Origin of the sequence: Phycicoccus sp. (assembly GCF_035325325.1) — a bacterium.
Classification (GTDB): Bacteria; Actinomycetota; Actinomycetes; order Actinomycetales; family Dermatophilaceae; genus Phycicoccus.
Genome location: NZ_DAOLAC010000002.1, coordinates 284458 through 303115, shown reverse-complemented (window position 1 = coordinate 303115; position 18658 = coordinate 284458). Strand labels below are relative to the sequence as shown.

General features: G+C 74.7%; 12 protein-coding genes. 9 read left to right on the top strand and 3 right to left on the bottom strand.

Features of this window, described 5'->3' with window-relative positions:
- On the bottom strand, positions 1 to 235 hold a 235-nt coding region (locus tag PKA89_RS03055), incomplete at its 3' end, for a hypothetical protein (RefSeq protein WP_324416488.1).
- Between the two features lie 152 nt (positions 236 to 387).
- On the opposite strand from PKA89_RS03055, the gene PKA89_RS03050 reads away from it, so the two are divergent.
- From PKA89_RS03050 to PKA89_RS03040, 3 genes are all read left to right on the top strand, one after another.
- Entirely contained in the window at positions 388 to 1812 is a 1425-nt protein-coding gene (locus PKA89_RS03050; protein WP_324416486.1) for an aminotransferase class V-fold PLP-dependent enzyme, read from the top strand.
- 151 nt (positions 1813 to 1963) lie between these two features.
- Positions 1964 to 6877: an NAD-glutamate dehydrogenase gene (locus PKA89_RS03045; RefSeq protein ID WP_324416484.1), complete on the top strand. Its 4914-nt coding sequence runs from the start codon at positions 1964 to 1966 to the stop codon at positions 6875 to 6877.
- Between the two features lie 71 nt (positions 6878 to 6948).
- Positions 6949 to 8430: a histidine kinase N-terminal domain-containing protein gene (locus PKA89_RS03040; RefSeq protein ID WP_324416482.1), complete on the top strand. Its 1482-nt coding sequence runs from the start codon at positions 6949 to 6951 to the stop codon at positions 8428 to 8430.
- Positions 8431 to 8466: 36 nt separating this feature from the next.
- On the opposite strand, the gene PKA89_RS03035 is transcribed toward PKA89_RS03040, so the two are convergent.
- On the bottom strand, positions 8467 to 8715 hold the full coding sequence (locus PKA89_RS03035; RefSeq protein WP_324416480.1) for a WhiB family transcriptional regulator: 249 nt from the start codon (positions 8713 to 8715) through the stop codon (positions 8467 to 8469).
- Positions 8716 to 9015: 300 nt separating this feature from the next.
- On the opposite strand from PKA89_RS03035, the gene PKA89_RS03030 reads away from it, so the two are divergent.
- A complete protein-coding gene (locus PKA89_RS03030) occupies positions 9016 to 9456 on the top strand; it encodes a hypothetical protein (protein WP_324416478.1) in 441 nt (146 codons plus the stop codon).
- Here PKA89_RS03030 and PKA89_RS03025 read toward each other — a convergent pair.
- Positions 9413 to 13471, bottom strand: coding sequence for an FtsK/SpoIIIE domain-containing protein (locus tag PKA89_RS03025; protein ID WP_324416476.1), 4059 nt, complete (start codon positions 13469 to 13471; stop codon positions 9413 to 9415). The genes PKA89_RS03030 and PKA89_RS03025 overlap by 44 nt on opposite strands.
- A gap of 145 nt (positions 13472 to 13616) precedes the next feature.
- Here PKA89_RS03025 and PKA89_RS03020 point away from each other — a divergent pair, with 145 nt between their 5' ends.
- Genes PKA89_RS03020 through PKA89_RS03000 form a run of 5 tightly spaced genes read left to right on the top strand, consistent with a single transcriptional unit; the run spans position 13617 to position 18354 of the window.
- Positions 13617 to 14849 (top strand): ATPase, T2SS/T4P/T4SS family, encoded by a 1233-nt coding sequence (locus tag PKA89_RS03020; protein ID WP_324416474.1) that lies wholly within the window; start codon positions 13617 to 13619, stop codon positions 14847 to 14849.
- The gene (locus PKA89_RS03015) at positions 14846 to 15715 is read left to right on the top strand and encodes a type II secretion system F family protein (RefSeq protein ID WP_324416472.1); all 870 of its coding nucleotides are present in this window, start codon (positions 14846 to 14848) and stop codon (positions 15713 to 15715) included. The genes PKA89_RS03020 and PKA89_RS03015 overlap by 4 nt, the downstream gene beginning before the upstream one ends.
- Entirely contained in the window at positions 15712 to 16596 is an 885-nt protein-coding gene (locus PKA89_RS03010; protein WP_324416470.1) for a type II secretion system F family protein, read from the top strand. Before PKA89_RS03015 ends, PKA89_RS03010 begins: the two co-directional genes overlap by 4 nt.
- Positions 16589 to 17953, top strand: coding sequence for a recombinase family protein (locus tag PKA89_RS03005; protein ID WP_324416468.1), 1365 nt, complete (start codon positions 16589 to 16591; stop codon positions 17951 to 17953). The genes PKA89_RS03010 and PKA89_RS03005 overlap by 8 nt, the downstream gene beginning before the upstream one ends.
- The gene (locus PKA89_RS03000) at positions 17950 to 18354 is read left to right on the top strand and encodes a hypothetical protein (RefSeq protein ID WP_324416465.1); all 405 of its coding nucleotides are present in this window, start codon (positions 17950 to 17952) and stop codon (positions 18352 to 18354) included. Before PKA89_RS03005 ends, PKA89_RS03000 begins: the two co-directional genes overlap by 4 nt.
- Positions 18355 to 18658: the final 304 nt, after the last annotated feature.

Genomic DNA, 18658 nt, shown 5'->3' with positions numbered 1-18658 from the left:
CGCGGGGTCGGTGGGGCGCCAGTCCGGCGGCGAGCTCGTCGGCCGCCTCACCGAGCGCCCGGAGGGAGTCGGCGACCTGGTCGACCCAGTCGTCGAGCACCCGCTGGGCCCGGGGCTCGCCGGTGACGACGAGGCTCGCGAGGAGGTCGTCCTCCCCGTCGGCGGCGAGCGTCCGCAGCGCTACGAGGCGGGCGGCGACGGTGGCGACGTGGGCGGGGTCGGGGCCGAGGGGCACCCCGTCACGGTAGCCACTCCCGCCCCGCTGGTCGCCGCGTTGCCCACAGGCCCGGGCGCGCGGCGCTACCGTCGGCCCCGTGACCGCCGCGCCGCCCGCCGACCGCCTCGAGGAGGCGGTGCGCCTCGCGCCTGACACCGCGGGCCACGCGCGTGCCGACTGACCCGCGCGGGCTGCGTTCGGACGCACCGCTGCTCGACGCCTGGCTGCGCTTCCACGAGGAGGCGCCGACCCCCTACACCATCCCCGGGCACAAGCACCGGCTCGACCTCGTCGGTGACGTCGTCGCCGGGGACGTCCCGCTCTACGCCGGGCTCGACACGATGTCGCTGAGCCGTGGCGTCCTCCTCGACGCCGAGCGCCGGGCCGCCGCGGCATGGGGGGTCGACCTCTGCCGCTTCTCGGTCGGGGGCTCGACCCACGGCAACCAGGCGATCGCGCTCGCCGTCGGCCGGCCCGGGGACCGGGTCGTCGTCTCCCGGACCCTGCACCGCTCGATGCTCCTCGGGCTCGTGCTCGCCGGGCTGGAGCCCGTCTGGGTGCGCCCCGAGGTCGACCGGGCGCACGGCCTGCCGACCGGCGTCGTGCCGCCCTCGGTCTCGGCCGCCCTCGCGGAGCACCCGGACGCCGTCGCCGTCCTCGTCGGCGACCCGTCCTACGTCGGGACCGTCGGCGACGTCGCCGGCCTCGCCGCCGCCGCGCACGCCCACGACGTCCCCCTCGTCGTCGACGCCGCGTGGGGAGCCCACCTCGGGTTCCACCCGGCGCTGCCGCCGCACGCGCTCGCCCTCGGGGCGGACGCCGTCGTCACGAGCGCCCACAAGATGCTGCCCGCCGTCTCGCAGGCCGCGCTCGTGCTCGCCCGCTCGGGCCGCATCGACCCGGACCGCCTGGACGCCGGCGTCGAGGCGACCGCGACGACCAGCCCGGCCGGTGCGGTCCTCGCGAGCATCGACGCCGCCCGGGCCCTCCTCGAACGCGACGGCGCGGCGCTGCTGGGCCCGGTGCTCGAGGCCGTCGCCACCGCCCGGAGCGGGCTCGCCGAGGTCGACGGGCTCGTCGTCCGCGGCGGGCCGGGCGCCGCCCCCCCCCGCCTCGTCCTCGTCCTGCCCGGCACCGGCGCCGACGGCACGCGCGTCGAGGCCGACCTCCTCGCGGCCGGGATGCCGGTCGAACTCGCCGACCGCGACACCGTCGTCGCGATGGTCACCCTCGCCGACACCGCGGCCGGGGTCGCCCGCCTCGTCGACGTGCTGCGCCGCTCGGTCGAGGCCCACCGCGGGCCGCCGCGCCCCGTCGTCGGGGCCGGCGTGTGGTCCCTGGACCCCGTCGTCGCGACGACCCCCCGGGCGGCCTTCTTCGCCCCGCGCGAACGGGTCGCCACCGCCGACGCCGTCGGGCGGGTGTGCGCCGAGCTCGTCGCGCCGTACCCGCCGGGGGTGCCGGTGCTGGCACCGGGGGAGGTGGTCACCGCGCAGGCGCTCGAGGTGCTCGGCAGCGCGCGGGCCGCCGGCAGCCGCATCGCCTACGCCGCCGACCCGGCCCTGCGCACCCTCGACGTCGTCGCGACCGGCTGACCCGAGCCGCCGGGCGTCCCGTGGGCGAGACACCCCGCCCGCAGCCCCGGGCCGGACGACCTTGCCCCGGTGGATAGGCTCGGCCGTGGACACGAGGACGTGGCCCACCGCCATCGCGGTGCCACCCGCGACGAAGGAGTGCGACCGCACCATGTCGACTGCCCCGGCCACCACCCGCGAGGAGATCCTCGCGCCGATCGCGCAGGCGTACGAGGAGCTCGCGCCGGACGGCTGGGGACGCGACTTCGTCGAGCGGTACTTCCGGCACACGCCCCTGGACGAGCTGACCTCCCGCACGCCGGACGTCTACGCCGGGGTCGCGCACAGCCACCTCCAGCTGGCCCGCAACCGCCCGCCGGGCACCGCCAACGTCCGGGTGTACAACCCGAGCACGGAGACCGACGGCTGGTCGAACCCGCGCACCATCGTCCAGATCGTCACCGACGACATGCCCTTCCTCGTCGACTCCGTCACGGGGGCCCTCGTCCAGGCCGGCATCGACATCCACCTCATCGTCCACCCGCAGCTGGTCGTCGTCCGCGACGCGGTCGGCGAGCTCACCGCGGTGGCCGACCGCGACATCACCAAGGGCTTCCGCAGCGGCGCGGTCGGCGAGCTCGCCGAGTCGTGGATGCTCCTGTCGATCGACCGCGAGGGTGACGAGGACCGCCGCCACGAGCTCGAGCGCACGATCCGCTCGGTCCTCGAGGACGTGCGCCAGTCGGTCGAGGACTGGCCGAAGATGCGCAGCCGCTGCCTCGTCCTCGCCGCCGAGCTCGAGGGCACGCCGCCGACGGGTGTCGACCCGGACGAGGTCGCCCTGGCCACCCGCTTCCTGCGCTGGATGGCCGACAACCACTTCACCTTCCTCGGCTACCGCGAGTACACGCTCGGCTCCCGGCCCGAGGGCGAGGTGATCACCGCCGTCACCGGCACCGGGCTCGGGCTGCTGCGGGCCGACCCTCCGCTCGGTGCGGAGCCGGAGGTGCTCACCGACGAGGCGTCCCGGATCGCGCACGCCAAGGACCTCCTCGTCCTCACCAAGGCCAACTCGAAGTCGACCGTGCACCGGGTGGCCCACCTCGACTACGTCGGCGTCAAGACGCACGACGCGAACGGCGAGGTCGTCGGGGAGCGGCGCTTCCTCGGGCTGTACGCCTCGACCGCGTACACGGAGTCCGTGATGCGGGTGCCGCTGGTCGCGGAGAAGGTGGAGGCGGTCATCGGGCGCTCCGGCCTCGCCGCCGACAGCCACACCGGCAAGGACCTGCTCGAGGTCCTCGAGAACTACCCCCGCGACGAGCTCTTCCAGGCGGGCGTCGACCAGCTCTACGAGACTGCCCTCGCGGTCACCCAGCTCCAGGAGCGCCGCCGCACCAAGCTCTTCATCCGCGAGGACGACTTCGGCCGCTACGCCTCCTGCCTCGTCTTCATCCCGCGCGACCGCTACAACACGGCCGTGCGCCTCCGGATGGCCGACATCCTCACCGAGACGTTCGGCGGCGAGGAGGTCGAGTTCTCGGCCCGGGTCAGCGAGTCCGCCCTCGCCCGACTGCAGTTCGTCGTCCGCGTCGCCAAGGGCAAGCGCATCCGCACCCTCGACCGCACCGAGCGCGAGGCGCTCGAGCAGCGCCTCGTCGAGACCAGCCGCACCTGGGCCGACCGGCTCGGCGACGCCCTCGACGCCGCGTACGGCGAGGAGGCCGGCGACCGGCTGATGGACCGCTTCGGTCGGGCCTTCCCGACGGCGTACGAGGAGACCTTCGCGGTCGTCCAGGGCCTCGCCGACATCACCCACCTCGACCGGCTCGGTCCCGGCACCGGCACGAGCGTCGCCCTCTACCGCCCGCTCGACGCGCCGGACGACATCCGGCGCTTCAAGCTGTTCCGCGCGGACCCGTTGTCGCTCACCGACATCCTGCCGATCTTCACGCACATGGGCGTCGAGGTCGTCGACGAGCAGCCGTTCGAGGTCGACCGCTCCGACGGTGCGACCCTGCACGTCTACGACTTCGGCCTGCGCGTCCCCGACGTCGCGCTCTGGGACGCCTGCCCGCACGATCGGCTGCGCGAGCTGTTCGAGGGTGCGGTCGCCGCCGTCTGGGACGGCCGGGCCGAGTCCGACGGCTTCAACAAGCTCGTCCTCGGGGCGCAGCTCACGTGGCGGCAGGTCGTCGTCCTGCGCACCGTCGCGAAGTACCTCCGCCAGACCCGCGCCACGTACTCGCAGGACTACCTCGAGGACGCCCTCGTCGCGCACCCCGAGGTGGCCCGTGACCTGGTCGCCCTCTGGGCGGCCCGCTTCGACCCCGCCTCCCGACCGGACGACGAGGAGGGCCGCGCGGCCCGCGCTGCCGACGAGGAGGCTGTGACCCAGCGCGTCCTCGACGCCCTCGACGAGGTCTCGAGCCTCGACCACGACCGCATCATCCGGGCCTTCCTCGGCGTGATCCGCGCCGGCCTGCGCACGAACTACTACCAGCCGGGCCGCGACGGCGCCGAGCACCACCCGTACGTCTCGGTCAAGCTCGACCCGCGTGCGGTGCCCGACCTGCCGGCGCCGCGGCCGCAGTTCGAGATCTGGGTCTACAGCCCGCGGGTCGAAGGCGTGCACCTGCGCTTCGGCCCGGTCGCGCGCGGCGGCCTGCGCTGGAGCGACCGCCGCGAGGACTTCCGCACCGAGGTGCTCGGCCTCGTCAAGGCGCAGATGGTCAAGAACGCCGTCATCGTGCCGACCGGCTCCAAGGGCGGCTTCTACGCCAAGCAGCTGCCCGACCCCGCCGCCGACCGCGAGGCGTGGCTCGAGGAGGGCAAGGGCGCCTACCGCACCTTCGTCTCCGGCCTCCTCGACGTCACCGACAACCGGGTCTCGGGCACGATCGTCCCGCCGGAGCACGTCGTGCGGCACGACGGCGACGACCCGTACCTCGTCGTCGCCGCCGACAAGGGCACCGCCACCTTCTCGGACATCGCCAACGGCGTCGCGCAGTCGTACGGGTTCTGGCTCGACGACGCGTTCGCCTCCGGAGGCTCGGCCGGCTACGACCACAAGGCGATGGGCATCACCGCGCGCGGTGCGTGGGAGTCGGTCAAGCGGCACTTCCGCGAGATGGGCCACGACACCCAGACCGAGGACTTCACCGTCGTCGGCGTCGGCGACATGAGCGGCGACGTGTTCGGCAACGGGATGCTGCTCTCGGAGCACATCCGGCTCGTCGCGGCCTTCGACCACCGCCACGTCTTCGTCGACCCGACCCCCGACGCCGCGTCCTCGTTCGCCGAGCGGCGCCGGCTGTTCGACCTGCCCCGCTCGTCGTGGGACGACTACGACCGCTCACTCATCTCGGCGGGCGGAGGGGTGTTCCCGCGCACCCTGAAGTCCGTACCGGTCTCCCCGGAGATGCGCGAGGCCCTCGGCCTGGCCAAGGGCGTCGAGGCGATGACCCCGGCCGAGCTGATCCACGCGATCCTCCTCGCCCCCGTCGACCTGTTGTGGAACGGCGGCATCGGCACCTACGTCAAGGCCTCCACCGAGGACCACCTCGACATCGGCGACCGCGCCAACGACGGCATCCGCGTCGACGGGAACCAGCTGAGGGTCAAGGTCGTCGGCGAGGGCGGCAACCTCGGTCTCTCGCAGCTGGGCCGGATCGAGGCGTCCTTCCACGGCGTGCGCGTCAACACCGACGCCATCGACAACTCCGCGGGCGTCGACACCTCCGACCACGAGGTGAACATCAAGATCCTGCTCGGGGAGGTCGTCCGCGACGGCGACCTCTCGCTCGAGGAGCGCAACGAGCTCCTCGCGTCGATGACCGACGACGTCGCCGACCACGTGCTGCGCGACAACTACGAGCAGAACGTCCTGCTCGGCAACGCCCGCGCGCAGGAGCACGCGATGGCGAGCGTCCACGAGCGGTTCATGCGGTGGCTCGAGGACCGCGGGCTGCTCGACCGCGCCCTGGAGTTCCTCCCCGCCGACGCCGAGCTCGAGAAGCGGGCCAACGACGGCCTCGGCCTCAAGAGCCCGGAGTTCTCGGTGCTGGTCGCCTACGCCAAGCTGGCGCTCAAGGAGGACATCCTCGCCAGCTCGATCCCGGACGACCCGTACTTCGAGGCGACGCTCGCCGAGTACTTCCCACCGCCGATCCGCGGCGCCTACGCCGAGCAGCTGGGGGCGCACCCGCTGCGCCGCGAGATCATCACGAACTCGGTCGTCAACTCGATGGTCAACCGCGGCGGCATCACCTTCGCCTACCGGGCGCAGGAGGAGGCCGGCGCGACTCCGGAGCAGGTGACCCGCGCGTTCGTCGTCGCCCGCGAGGTGTTCGGCCTCGCGGAGTTCGTCGCCCGGGTCGAGGCGCTCGACAACGAGGTGCCGACGTCCGCGCAGACGGCGCTCTACCTCGAGTTCCGGCGGCTGCTCGACCGCACGGTCCGCTGGTTCCTCTCGGCGCGGCCCTCGCAGCTCGACATCAGCGCGGAGGTCGAGCGGTTCGCCGGTGTCGTCCACGAGCTGGCGCCGCAGGTGCCGGGCCTGCTGCGCGGGGCCGAGCGCAAGCGGCTCGACAAGCGGGCCGGCGAGCTCGAGAAGGCCGGCGTGCCCGAGGACCTCGCCCTGCACGCTGCCTCGCTGCTCGACCAGTTCTCGCTCCTCGACATCGTCGACATCGCGACCGACACCGGTCGCGAACCCACCGACGTCGCGCCGCTGTACTACCTCGTCTCCGAGCGGTTCGGCATCGACGCGATGCTCGGGAAGGTGACCCGGCTGCCGCGCGAGGACCGCTGGGACGCCCTGGCCCGCGGTGCGCTGCGTGACGACCTCTACGCCGTCCTCGAGTCGCTGACCCGCTCGGTCATCGAGACCGCGGGCGCGGCGGGGGCCGACGCGGACGACCCGGCGGCGCAGTATGCGGCGTGGAAGGACGCGAACGAGGAGTCGGTCGAGCGGGCGACCTCCGCGCTGTCCGGCATCGTGCGGCTCGAGCACCCAAACATCGCGGCGCTCTCGGTCGCCCTGCGCACGCTGCGCTCGGTCATCCGGGTCGGCTCCTCGAGCTGAGCGTCCACGTCGCCCGCACCGGCGACGGACCGGCCGGTGCGGGCGCCCGCGCTCGACGTAGGCTGCCCGGCGTGAGCACGCTCGCCGAGATGCTGCGGACGACGGCCGACCTCGAGCCGGCCGAGTCCGAGTGGCTGCACCTGCTCGTCGGCGACTGGCAGATGGTCGCCGACCTGTCCTTCGCCGACCTCGTGCTCTGGGTGCGGGGCGGGCTGGACGGCTGGCGGGCGGTCGCGCACGTGCGCCCGAACACCGGGCCGATGGTGTTCTACGACGACATCGTCGGCCGCGGCTCGACCCGCTCGCGCGCCGCGATGCTCGACGGCGCGGCCCGGCAGCGACGGCTCGTCGCGGCACCGGTGCCGACGGTCCGGGAGGACATGTCCATCCGCGAGGACGCCGTGCCGGTGCTCTGCCACGAGCGGGTCATCGCCGTCGTCACGCGGCACACCAACCTCACCGGTGGGCGCACCCCGAGCCGGCTCGAGCTGACCTACCGCGACCTCGCCGACTCGATCCTGCGGATGGTCGCCACCGGCGAGTTCCCGTCGACGTCGGCCCCGACCGGGCTGCGCCGCGGCGCCCCGCGCGTCGGGGACGGGGTCATCCACCTCGACGCCGAGGGTGTGGTCCGCTACGCGAGCCCGAACGCCGTCTCGGCCGTGCACCGCATGGGTCACGTCGGCGACGTCGTCGGCGAGACCCTCGCCAAGGTGGTCACCGACCTCGCGGCGGCGGGTGAGCGGCAGATCGACGAGTCGCTCGCCGTCGTCGTCATGGGCCGCGCGTCGTGGCGCACCGAGGTCGAGACGGCCAGTGCGACGGTGACGATGCGGGCCATCCCGCTCACCCTGAACGGGGTGCGCACCGGGGCGATGATCCTGCTGCGCGACGTCTCCGAGCTGCGCCGGCGCGAGCAGGAGCTGCTGACCAAGGACGCGACGATCCGCGAGATCCACCACCGGGTCAAGAACAACCTCCAGACGGTGGCGGCGCTGCTGCGGCTGCAGGCCCGGCGGGTGGAGGAGCCGGATGCCCGGGCGGCGCTCGACGAGGCCGTGCGCCGGGTCGCGACGATCGCGACGGTGCACGAGACGCTGTCCTCGGGCTTCGACGAGACGGTGAGCTTCGACGAGATCGCGCTGCGGGGGCTGCGGGCGGTCGTCGAGGTGGCGACCCGCGAGCACCACGTCGACAGCCGCTTCGAGGGCTCGTTCGGCCGGGTGCGCGGCGAGGACGCGACGGCCCTGGCCATGGTCATCTCCGAGCTCGTCCAGAACGCCGTCGAGCACGGTCTGGCCGACCGCGACGGCACGGTCGTCGTCACGGTCGACCGGCGGCCGGGGGAGGGCGGGGACGACCTCACGGTGACGGTGTCGGACGACGGGGTGGGGCTGCCGGCGGGCTTCCGGCCCGGGCTCGCGGGACTCGGGACGCGGATCGTCACCTCGTTCGTGCAGGACCTGCGCGGCCGGATCCGGTGGGAGAACGCCGAGCCGCACGGCACGAGGGTGGAGGTCGTCGCGAAGCTGCGCCCGCTCGGCGGTCGCTAGGGGTGCCGCCGCGGTGGTGCGGCGCGGACCGGAGGCTCAGCCGGCGCGGCGGGCGCGGGCGTTCCGGCGCTTGAGCGCGCGGCGCTCGTCCTCGGACATGCCGCCCCAGACGCCGGCGTCCTGCCCGGACTCGATGGCCCACTTGAGGCAGGTGTCCATGACCTCGCAGCGTCGGCAGACGGCCTTCGCCTCCTCGATCTGAGCGATCGCCGGGCCGGTGTTCCCGATGGGGAAGAACAGCTCGGGGTCCTCGTCGAGGCAGGCAGCGCGGTCGCGCCAGTCCATGGAATGGGGCTCCTTGGTCGGGGTACAGCAGGAAATCGTTCGAGCACCAGCAGGAGGGGTGGGCTGCGGGGTTCGTCGTGCGGGTGGGATGCGCCCTTGCAGCCCGACGTCGGACGCGTTACACGCAGACGTCCGTGGCGTTACCCTACCGTGACGCTCCCAATCGTGGCTAGGCCGGTACGGCGGCGTTCCACGGACCTCCACCTGTGACGGTGCTCTCCGAAGGGGAACGGCCGGCACCTGCGCCGTGTTCCCGGCCCGCGCGGCGGATCCTGCGCCGGCTCGCCTAGGCTGCCGTCCGTGCCCCCCGCCGAGCCCGTCGAGCCGTCCCCGAGCGGCGCGCCCGCCGACCTCGCGTCGCAGGGTGCCCGGGGTCCGCGCCGGCTCGCGGCGGCGCTGTGCGGACTCCAGGCGCTGGCCCTGCTGGGGTTCGCGGTCTTCTACCTCTACGAGCTCGCCGTCGGCGAGGGCAGCGACGCCACCCGCGTCGTGATGTCGGCGCTGACCATCCTGCTCGGGGCGGCCGGCCTCGCGGCGCTGGCCCGCGGCTGGCTCGGGGACCGGCGCTGGCCCCGCACCCCGACGATCGTGTGGGACCTGCTGCTCCTCCCGGTCGGGGTCAGCCTGTTCCAGGCCGGCCGGACGGGCCTCGGCTGGCTCGTCACCGGGCTCGCCCTGGTCACCCTCGGCGCGGCCTTCACGGCGCGCGTGCCGGACGTGGAGTTCGACGACCCGGACTGACTCCGTCGGCCGGGTCGTCGTGCGCGACCTGCAGCGGCGTCCCGGTGCCGTCCAGGACGAGGACGCCGCGACCCGGCGGGCCGCCGAGGAACGGCTCGAGCGCGGCGCGCGGCAGCCCGAGGAGGGTCGCGTCGTCGAGGCCCGGTCGGAGCAGCACCCCGCGCCCGTCGCGGGCCAGGGTGGTGTCGAGCCCCCGGAACCGCGCGGCGAGGGCGGCGGCCGGGACCGTGACCACGACGGCGCCGGAGTCGCGCTCCGCCAGCTCGGCGACCTCCTCGAGCACCGGACGGACCGGCGCGTCGTCGAGCCGGTGCACGTCGTCGACGAGGACGAGCAGGTGGGGGTGCTCCCTCCGCAGCCGGACGAGGTGTTCGGCGTCGCCGGGCCCGAGCACCTCCACTCCGGGGACTTCCGCCCCGGGGACCTCAGCAAGGGGGTGCTTGGCCCCGGGGCGGGCCGGTCCCGAGGCGGTCGGCCGGACGAGGGCGACCGGGTGGCCTCTCGACGCGGCCGAGCGCGCCACGGTCCGCAGCAGGCCGGAGCGACCCGACCCGTGCGCCCCGGTCACGAGGAGCCGCCGCCCGTCACGGTCGGGCACCCACGCCCAGGGGGCTGCGGTCGCCCCCGCGAGCCCGACGAGCCATCCGCGCGGGTCGTCCGGGGCCGGCGGCACCACCGCGGAGCGGGCCACCCTCGCGGGCAGCGGGCGGTAGCGCCAGGGCCGTACGTCCACCGGCGGCCCGGTCCAGGCCCCGGTGTCGGGGCGCAGGACGACCTGGACCTCGCGGTCGTCCCGCGCCCGGACGCCTCGCCCCGGGGGCGTCTCGCCCCCGGTCTGCTCGACCCGCAGTCCGAGCAGGGCGGCGTCCAGGGGGTCGGGTCGGCCGAGAACGAGGACCTCGCCGCCGAGGGCCGACCAGCGCGCCCGCAGCAGCTCGCGCCCGCCCGCGACCATCCCCACGACGCGACCGTCGCGCACCAGCCGAGCGGCCCGGTCACCCACCGTCGTGCCGGACACGTCGTCGAGGCGGTCCGCGCCGTCGACGACGAGCACGCGATGGAGGCGGTCGTCGGCCCCGGGCGCGCTGGACTCGAGGTGGGCGAGCACGGCGTCGACCGCGGCGGCGTCGTCGGCCCGGACGACGGACCCGACGTGTGGGAGCCGGGTGAGGTCGCCGAGCGCGTCGTCGGACCCGATGACGTGGACGTGCAGGCGGTCGGGTGGCAGGGCCCCGGCGGCGGCGTGGACCAGGGCGCGCAGGGCCGTCGTCCGCCCGGACCTCGGCGCGCCGACGAGGCGCCACAGGGTCGTCTCCGCCGTCCACGGCCACGGGGTCCGCCGCTGGAGGTCGGGCTCGTCGACGAGGGCGACGACGTCGGCAGGCAGGTCGCTGCCCTCGAGGTGGTCGGGCAGCGGCGGGAGCCAGGGGCGTCGCGGTGGGTCCGTGCCGCTCAGGGCGAACGCCTGTCGGACGACGTCGACGACGGCCCGCACGCTCGCGGACCGCTCGCCGTCCTCCGCCGCTCCGGAGGCGGACCCGAGGCGGCGGCCGGGGGCCCGGCACGTCGCGGCGGCGCGGACCTCGACGGACGAGCCGCCCGGCCGGGGTGGGGCGACCAGGGCGGCCTGGAAGGAGCTGAGGGCACCGTCACCGCCACGTGCGAGTCCGCGCCCGGGTGCGTCGGCGGGGATCCGGGCGGCCTCGCCGGACTCGACGACGTGCACGGAGTCGGCGTGGTCGCGGACCCGGAACGCGATCCGCAGGTCGACGTTGGCTTGCACCTCGGAGGTCACCGTGCCGGCGGGCCGCTGCGTGGCGAGGACCAGGTGGATGCCGAGCGAGCGGCCCTGAGCGGCGAGCCGGACGAGCGCCGAGAGCGCGTCGGGGTGCTCGTCGACCAGGGCCCGGAGCTCGTCGACGACGACGACCAGCCGGGGCAGCCGGACCCCGTCGGGCAGGTGCTCCGGCAGGTCGTCGAGGTCGGTGACCCGGTGCTCGGCGAGGAGGCGCTCGCGGCGGCGCAGCTCCGCCGCGAGCGACGTGAGCACCCGCTGCACGAGGTGGGCGTCGAGGTCGGTCACGAGCCCGACGACGTGGGGCAGCCCGAGGCAGGGGTCGAACGCCGCGCCGCCCTTGAAGTCGACGAGCAGGAGGGTGAGGTCGTCCGGGGAGGAGCCGAGGGCGAGGCCGGTGACGAGCGTGCGGAGGAACTCCGACTTCCCGGACCCGGTCGTCCCGCCGACGAGGACGTGGGGGCCGTCCCGGCGCAGGTCGAGGGTCACCGTCCGGCCCGGGGCGAGGCCCACGACGGCACGGGGTCCGTGGCGCTGTGACCAGTGCCGCAGGACCGCTCGCGGGTCGGTGGCCTCGGCGCCGAGCAGGTCCCCGAGCCGGGTGTCCGACGGGAGGGGTGGCTCGTCGGCGACGTCCTCACGCACCGGCGCGAGGGCCCGGGCGAGCCGCTCGAACCACGCCCGACCGACCGCGTCGGCGAGGACGGGGGCTCCCTCGCCGACCGCGGCGCCGGTGACCAGGCCACCTCCCGCGCACCGCAGGAGGGTGGCACCGAGCGCCGGGACCTGCCGCTCCTCCCGCGCCGCCACGAGGACGATGCCTCCGGCGGCCAGCACCCGGCCGGCTTCGGTCGCGGCGGAGGGCGCGCCGGCCTCCGGCAGGACGAGCACGGTCCGGGCCACAGCATCCGCGGGGGAGGCATGGCCCGGCCTCGGCGCGTGCGGGAGGAGCCGGGACAGCGCCTCGTCGTCCTGCGGTGGGCCGTGCCACGCGACGGTGAGCGCCGAGGGTGGGCAGCGGACGACGAGCTGGCCGACGAGGTGCCGCAGGACGCCGGCGGTGACCTCGCGCGGGCCGACGAGCACGAGGGCGCGGGCCTCGGCGAGGTCGAGGACGACGGGTACGTCGTCGAGCACGGGGTGCTCGTCGGCGCCCCGGTCGTCGACCGACGCCAGCGCGGCACGGCAGCGTCCGAGGCCGACCCGCACCGTGAGGTCGTCGGGCCGGGCCCACAGGTCGTGACCCCGCCGCTCGGCGACCTCGAGGAGGCGGTGCGGGTCGGCATGGCGCAGGAGGCGCAGCCGGCGCTCCTCGGCGGCCGCGGCGCCGACCTCGAGGGCGTGGCGGGCGAGCGGGGCATCGTGCCCGGCGACCGCCTCACGGTGCCGGCGCCGGGCGCCGAACCGGTCCGACAGGCCGGTGCCGAGCACGACGACCGGCCCGAGCAGGGCGAAGGCGAGGGCCTGCGGCCCGAGCAGCACCGCCAGCACGACCCCCACCGGCACCGGGGCGAGCGCGGCCACCCATGGCACGCGTGCGCGCGCCGGCGGGGCGGGCGCGCGGGGCGCGACCAGCTCCGGAGCGGGAAGCTGCGGTGGCGGGGCGGCCGACGGGGTCACCGGCACCGTGCCGTCCCCGGGCAGCCGCACCGGGGGCGCGGGCGGCGCGACCCGGCGCAGTCGCAGGGTCGTCGCACCGATGCGCAGCGTCGAGGAGGTGTCGACCGGTGTGTGGGTCCTGATCGGCTCGCCGTCGACCATGACGCCGTTCGTGGACCCGAGGTCGACCACGTGCACGCCGTCCGGGCCGACCTCCAGCCGGCAGTGCAGGCGGCTGAGCGAGGGGTCGGCGAGGACGAGGTCGGCCCGCTCGCCCCGCCCGACGTCGAGGCCGGGCGGCCGCAGCGGTGCCGCCCGGCCGGCGTCCGGCCCTCCGACCGCGACCAGGGTCAGGAGGGCCGGCGGGCCCGCCCCTGCGGAGCCCGCCGTCCCTCCCCTCCCCACCGCCACCGAGCAACCGTCGAGCAGGGGTGGCCGGCCGACGAGCGCGTCGTCCCCGAGCGGCGCACCCCCGTGGAGGAGACCCGGCACCGGCGCGCCGAGGTGCGCCGACAGCGCATCCCGCAGCGCGTGGGCCGTGACGACTCCGGACCACCGGACGACGACGTCCTCGGCGCGGGCCCTGCGCCGAGGGACGTGGACGGTCATCCGGAGCTCCATGGCCGGGACGCTAGGCGTCCCGACCGTCACTCCCGCCGAGTTATCCACAGGTGTCACACTCGGGGTGCACGGGGACCGCGGGTGGGGTTGGCTGGTCGGCGAGCAGGAGGCCGCGCCGGCGCGGTCGCAGGAAGGGGGAGGGGACGTGGTCGACGCCGTCCGCGCGCTCGAGGGCGAGGTCCGCGAGCTGATCCGTCGCTCCGGGCTGGACCCGGCGCGCGACGAGGACGCCGTGCGGCGGCTCGTCCGGGACGCCGTCACCGACTACGACGAGCGGTCCGTGCACGGCGGGATGCCGGTGCTCGCCGACCTCGAGTCGGCATCGAAAGCGGTGTGGGACAGCGTCATCGGCTTCGGCCCGTTGCAGCAGTACTTCGACGACCCCCGCGTGGAGGAGATCTGGGTGAACGAGCCGTCCCGGGTCTTCGTCGCCCGCGACGGCGTCGCCGAGCTGACGACGACCCTGCTCACCCACGAGCAGGTCCGCGACCTCGTCGAACGGATGCTCAAGTCCTCCGGGCGGCGGGTCGACCTCAGCTCACCGTTCGTCGACGCGGTGCTTCCTGACGGCAGCCGGCTGCACGTCGTCATCCCCGACATCACCCGGGAGCACTGGTACGTCAACGTCCGCAAGTTCGTCGTCAAGGCCGACTCGATGGACGACCTCGTCCGCCTCGGCACCCTGAGCGCGCAGGCGGCCCGCTTCCTCGGGGCCGCGGTCACCGCCGGCCTCAACGTCCTCGTCTCGGGCGGGACCCAGGCCGGCAAGACGACGCTCCTGAACTGCCTGGCCTCGGCGGTCCCGGCCCGTGAGCGCGTCGTCACCTGCGAGGAGGTCTTCGAGCTGCGCATCCCGCACCGCGACGTCGCCTCGATGCAGTGCCGCCAGCCCTCGCTCGAGGGCACCGGCGAGATCCCGCTGCGCCGGCTGGTCAAGGAGGCGCTGCGGATGCGTCCCTCGCGCATCATCGTGGGCGAGGTCCGTCAGGCCGAGAGCCTCGACCTGCTCATCGCGCTGAACTCGGGCCTGCCGGGCATGTGCACGATCCACGCCAACAGTGCCCGTGAGGCGGTGACGAAGATGTGCACGCTGCCGCTCCTGGCCGGCGAGAACGTCTCCGCCCGGTTCGTCGTCCCGACGGTCGCGTCCTCGATCGACCTCGTGGTCCACGCGGCGCTCGAGCGCGACGGCCGGCGCACGGTGCGCGAGATCGCCGCGGTGCCCGGGCGCACCGAGGAGGACGTCGTCGAGATCGCCGACCTGTTCGTGCGCCGGGGCGGCGAGCTGGTGCGGGCGGACGGCTTCCCGCCGCACCCCGACCGGTTCGAGCGTGCGGGGCACGACCTCGCCGCCCTTCTCGCCCGGGGGGCCTCGTGACCGGACTGCTGCTCGGGCTGGCCCTCGGAATCGGCCTGTTCCTCGTGTGGTGGAGCTGCTGGGTGCCCGACCCGGGCGAGCGGCGGCGCCCGCCGCGGGTCGGTGCGCTCGAGCTGCTGCGCGACGAGGTCGTGCAGTCCGGCCTCTCCGGACTCACCGTCCGCAGCCTCCTCCTCGCCTGTACCTCGTCGTTCGTGCTCGTCCTGGCGATCGTCTGGGTGGGCGTGGGCGTGCTCCCGATCGCGGTCTGCTTCGCCGTGCTCGCCGCCGTCCTCCCCGTGGCCTACGTCCGCCGCCGGGCCCGGCGCCGCCGAGCGGTCCTGCGCGACCTGTGGCCGGACGCCGTCGACAACATCACCTCGGCCGTGCGGGCCGGGATGGCCCTGCCGGAGGCCCTCGGCCAGCTCGGCGACCGGGGACCCGAGCCCCTGCGTGAGCCGTTCCGACGCTTCGCCGAGGACTACCGCCTGACCGGGCGGTTCTCGGACTGCCTCGACCGGCTCAAGGAACGGCTGAGCGACCCCGTCGGGGACCGGCTCGTCGAGAGCCTCCGGATCGCCCGCGAGGTCGGTGGCAGCGACCTGGGGAGGCTGTTGCGCACGCTGTCGGGCTTCCTGCGCGAGGACGCCCGCACCCGGGCCGAGCTCGAGACCCGCCAGGCGTGGACGGTCAACGCCGCACGGCTCGCGGTCGCGGCCCCGTGGGTCGTCCTCGCGCTGATGTCGACGCGCCCGGAGTCGGTCGAGGCCTACGCGTCCGGCCTCGGCGCGGCCGTGCTCGCGGTCGGGGCCGCCGTCACCGCCGCCGCGTACTGGCTCATGGTCCGGATCGGGCGGCTGCCCGAGGAGCAGCGGGTGCTGCGATGAGCGACCTCGCCCGCACCGGCGCCCTCCTCGGCCTCGTCGCCGGCCTGGGGCTCGCCCTCGTGTGGGCGCGCCTGCCGCGCAACCGTCGTCGGGGGCTCGCCGACCGGGTGCTGCCCTACCTCCGTGACACCCCACGTCCCTCGCGGCTCCTCGAGGACTCCGCCTCCCGCGGGATGCTCGGCGGTGTCGCGGCGCCGCTCGTGCGCGACCTCGGCCGCCGCGTCGACCGCGTGCTCGGTGGGGCCGCGTCGGTCCGCAGCCGCCAGCTGCGGGCCGGCCTCGCCGCCGATGTCGACCGCTTCCGGGCCGAGCAGGTGCTGTGGGGTGTCGGTGCCGCCGTCGCCGCCGCGACCGCGAGCGTGCTGCTGGCGGTCGCCCGGGACGGCTCGGCGGTCACCGTGCTGCTCCTCACCGCGATCGGCTTCGGCCTCGGCGTCACCGGCGCCGACTACCTGCTCACCGCTCGAGCGGCACGGCGAGAGCGACGAATGCTCAGCGAGTTCCCCACCGTCGCAGAGCTGCTCGCCCTTGCCGTCGGTGCCGGGGAGGGCGCGGTCGGGGCGCTCGAGCGGGTCTGCCGCCTGTCCGGTGGTGAACTCGCGGCCGAGCTGCGTCGGTGCCTCGCGGACGCCCGGGCGGGAGCCAACCTGCCCACCGCGCTGCAGGGGCTCGCCGAGCGGTCCGGGCTGCCGAGCCTGCGACGGTTCGTCGACGGCGTGGTCGTCGCGGTCCAGCGCGGCACCCCGCTCGCGGAGGTGCTCCGGGCGCAGGCCCAGGACGTCCGGGAGGAGGGGCGGCGCTCCCTCATGGAGGCAGGCGGCAAGAAGGAGATCGCGATGATGGTCCCGATTGTCAACAGGTACCCTTTGCAATGTGACTAGTCGCGCAGCGATATATGCCCGCCAGAGCCTCGACCGCTCCGGCGAGGGCGCCGCCGTGTCCCGCCAGCTCGCCGAGTGTCGCGAGTTGGCCGAGCGCAACGGCTGGGAGGTCGTCGAGGTCTACCAGGACAACGACCGCAGCGCGACGAACCGTAAGCCGCGCCCTGAGTGGGTCCGTCTGCTCGCGGACCTCAGGGCCGGCCGTCATGACGTCCTCATCGCATGGCACACGGACCGTCTCTACCGCCGGCTGCGCGACCTCGTGGATCTCGTCGAGGTCGCCGAGCAACGCACCCTGAAGATCGCTACCGTGCGCTCGTCGGACCTCGACCTGTCCACCCCCTCAGGCCGCATGATCGCCAGCCTGCTCGGCTCCGTGGCGTCCTACGAGGGTGAGCAGAAGGCGGCGCGGCAGATCGCGGCCAACCGGCAGCGGGCACAGTCCGGCGTTGTGCTCTGGACGCGCCGGCCGTTCGGCTTCGAGCGAGACGGCCGAGAGGTGCGCATCGTGGACTCGGAGGCCGACGAGATCCGCAGCGCGGCGAGTCGGGTGCTCGCGGGCGACACGTTGGCGAGCATCGCCCGCGACCTCGACGCCCGCGGCGTGACGACGACCCTGGGGAAGCCGTGGACGGTCACCGCCGTACGCCGCGCCCTCACCAACCCGAGGGTGGTGGGGCGAGTCGTGAGTAAGGGCGAGGACTACGGCGGGGGAGGGCCGGCGATCCTCGACGCCGAGACGTACGACCGTGTGGGCGCGATCCTGCGCGACCCGGCACGGAAGGCGGCGCCGCCGTCGACTGAGGTGAAGTGGCTGCTGTCCGGGCTCGTGCGCTGCGGCAACGACGACGAGCCGATGTGGGCCACCCCGTCACCGTCGGGCCGCATGATCTACCGTTGTCGTCGCTGCTACATGGGCCGAGGGCTCGAGGACGTCGACGAGGTGGTGCTCAGCATCGTCGCCGAGCGCCTCTCTCGCCCGGATGCCGTAGACCTCTTGGCGTCAGACGTCGACCTCGACGCACTGCGCGCCACCGCCGTGGATCTGCGAGAGCGCCGCGACGGCCTGGCTTCCCTGCTCGCGGACGGTCTGCTCGGGGCGGAGGCGGTGAGGGCGCAGGCGGAGAGGCTCGGGGCCGAGTTGGACGAAGCCGAACGGGCCATCGACGCCGCCACGGCCGCCACGCCCCTCGCCAAGGTAGCAGTGTCTGAAGACGTCTCTGCGACGCTCGCCGAGTTGGCCGTTCGAGACGTCCGCGCTGTTATTGACGCGCTGGCACTCGTGCGAATCCTGCCCGCGGGGAAGGGCGTTCGGTTCACCCCGGATCAGGTCGACATTGAATGGAGAACCGCGTGACCGCCTTCAAGATCCAAGTGTTCTGCGAGGACCCGTCCCACTCGGGGCGTCGTGTGCCGGTGACGAACTTCGTAGCCGTGCCGCGGGGCGGCTGGCACGAGGTGCCCGCCAGCCGGGCGGGAAGGGGCCGAACGAGCGCCGGCTACCACCTCCTCGAGAACACCCCGGCTGAGACAGGCTGGGCACTCGACCCGTCGGTCAGCAACGCTGACATCCGGGACAGGTTCGAGCTGGTGTGCCGGAAGTGCAAGGGAAAGCCCAAGGGGCAGCGGGGCGAGTCGGTGGCCGCGCGAAGCGAGAACCTGTTTCCCGTACTGGACGGGTGGCGCGCCTCGGGTGTGTCGGAGGTCCCGCTAAGCCTCCTTGCTGCTAGCCTCGGACGTAGCAAGAGCCGCGGCTGAGCCGCAGACCCCCGAGCGCGGGCAAGGGTTAACCCGAGCAAAACAAGTGCCTCAGCGGGCAGGAGAAATCTCCATGCCCGGAGGTACTTTCCATGTCCACGTGGACCCACGAACGCGCACGAGTCGCATCCCTCACCCGATCCCGCACACCCGACGACCCGGAGCTGGCCGACGCGCGGCGGAACCTGCGAGCCGAGCGTCTCGCCGAGCACATCCGCAAGGCCGTGGACAGTGCCCCGCCGCTGACAGCAGAGCAGCGTGACCGGCTCGCAGTGCTCCTGCGCGGGGGTGCCGCGTGAGCGCC

Excerpts from the sequence above, each read along its gene's own strand:
- PKA89_RS03025 (WP_324416476.1), bottom strand. The coding sequence starts at position 13,471 with ATGGAGCTCCGGATGACCGTCCACGTCCCTCGGCGCAGGGCCCGCGCC.
- PKA89_RS03045 (WP_324416484.1), top strand. The coding sequence starts at position 1,964 with ATGTCGACTGCCCCGGCCACCACCCGCGAGGAGATCCTCGCGCCGATC.
- PKA89_RS03035 (WP_324416480.1), bottom strand. The coding sequence starts at position 8,715 with ATGGACTGGCGCGACCGCGCTGCCTGCCTCGACGAGGACCCCGAGCTG.
- PKA89_RS03010 (WP_324416470.1), top strand. The coding sequence starts at position 15,712 with ATGAGCGACCTCGCCCGCACCGGCGCCCTCCTCGGCCTCGTCGCCGGC.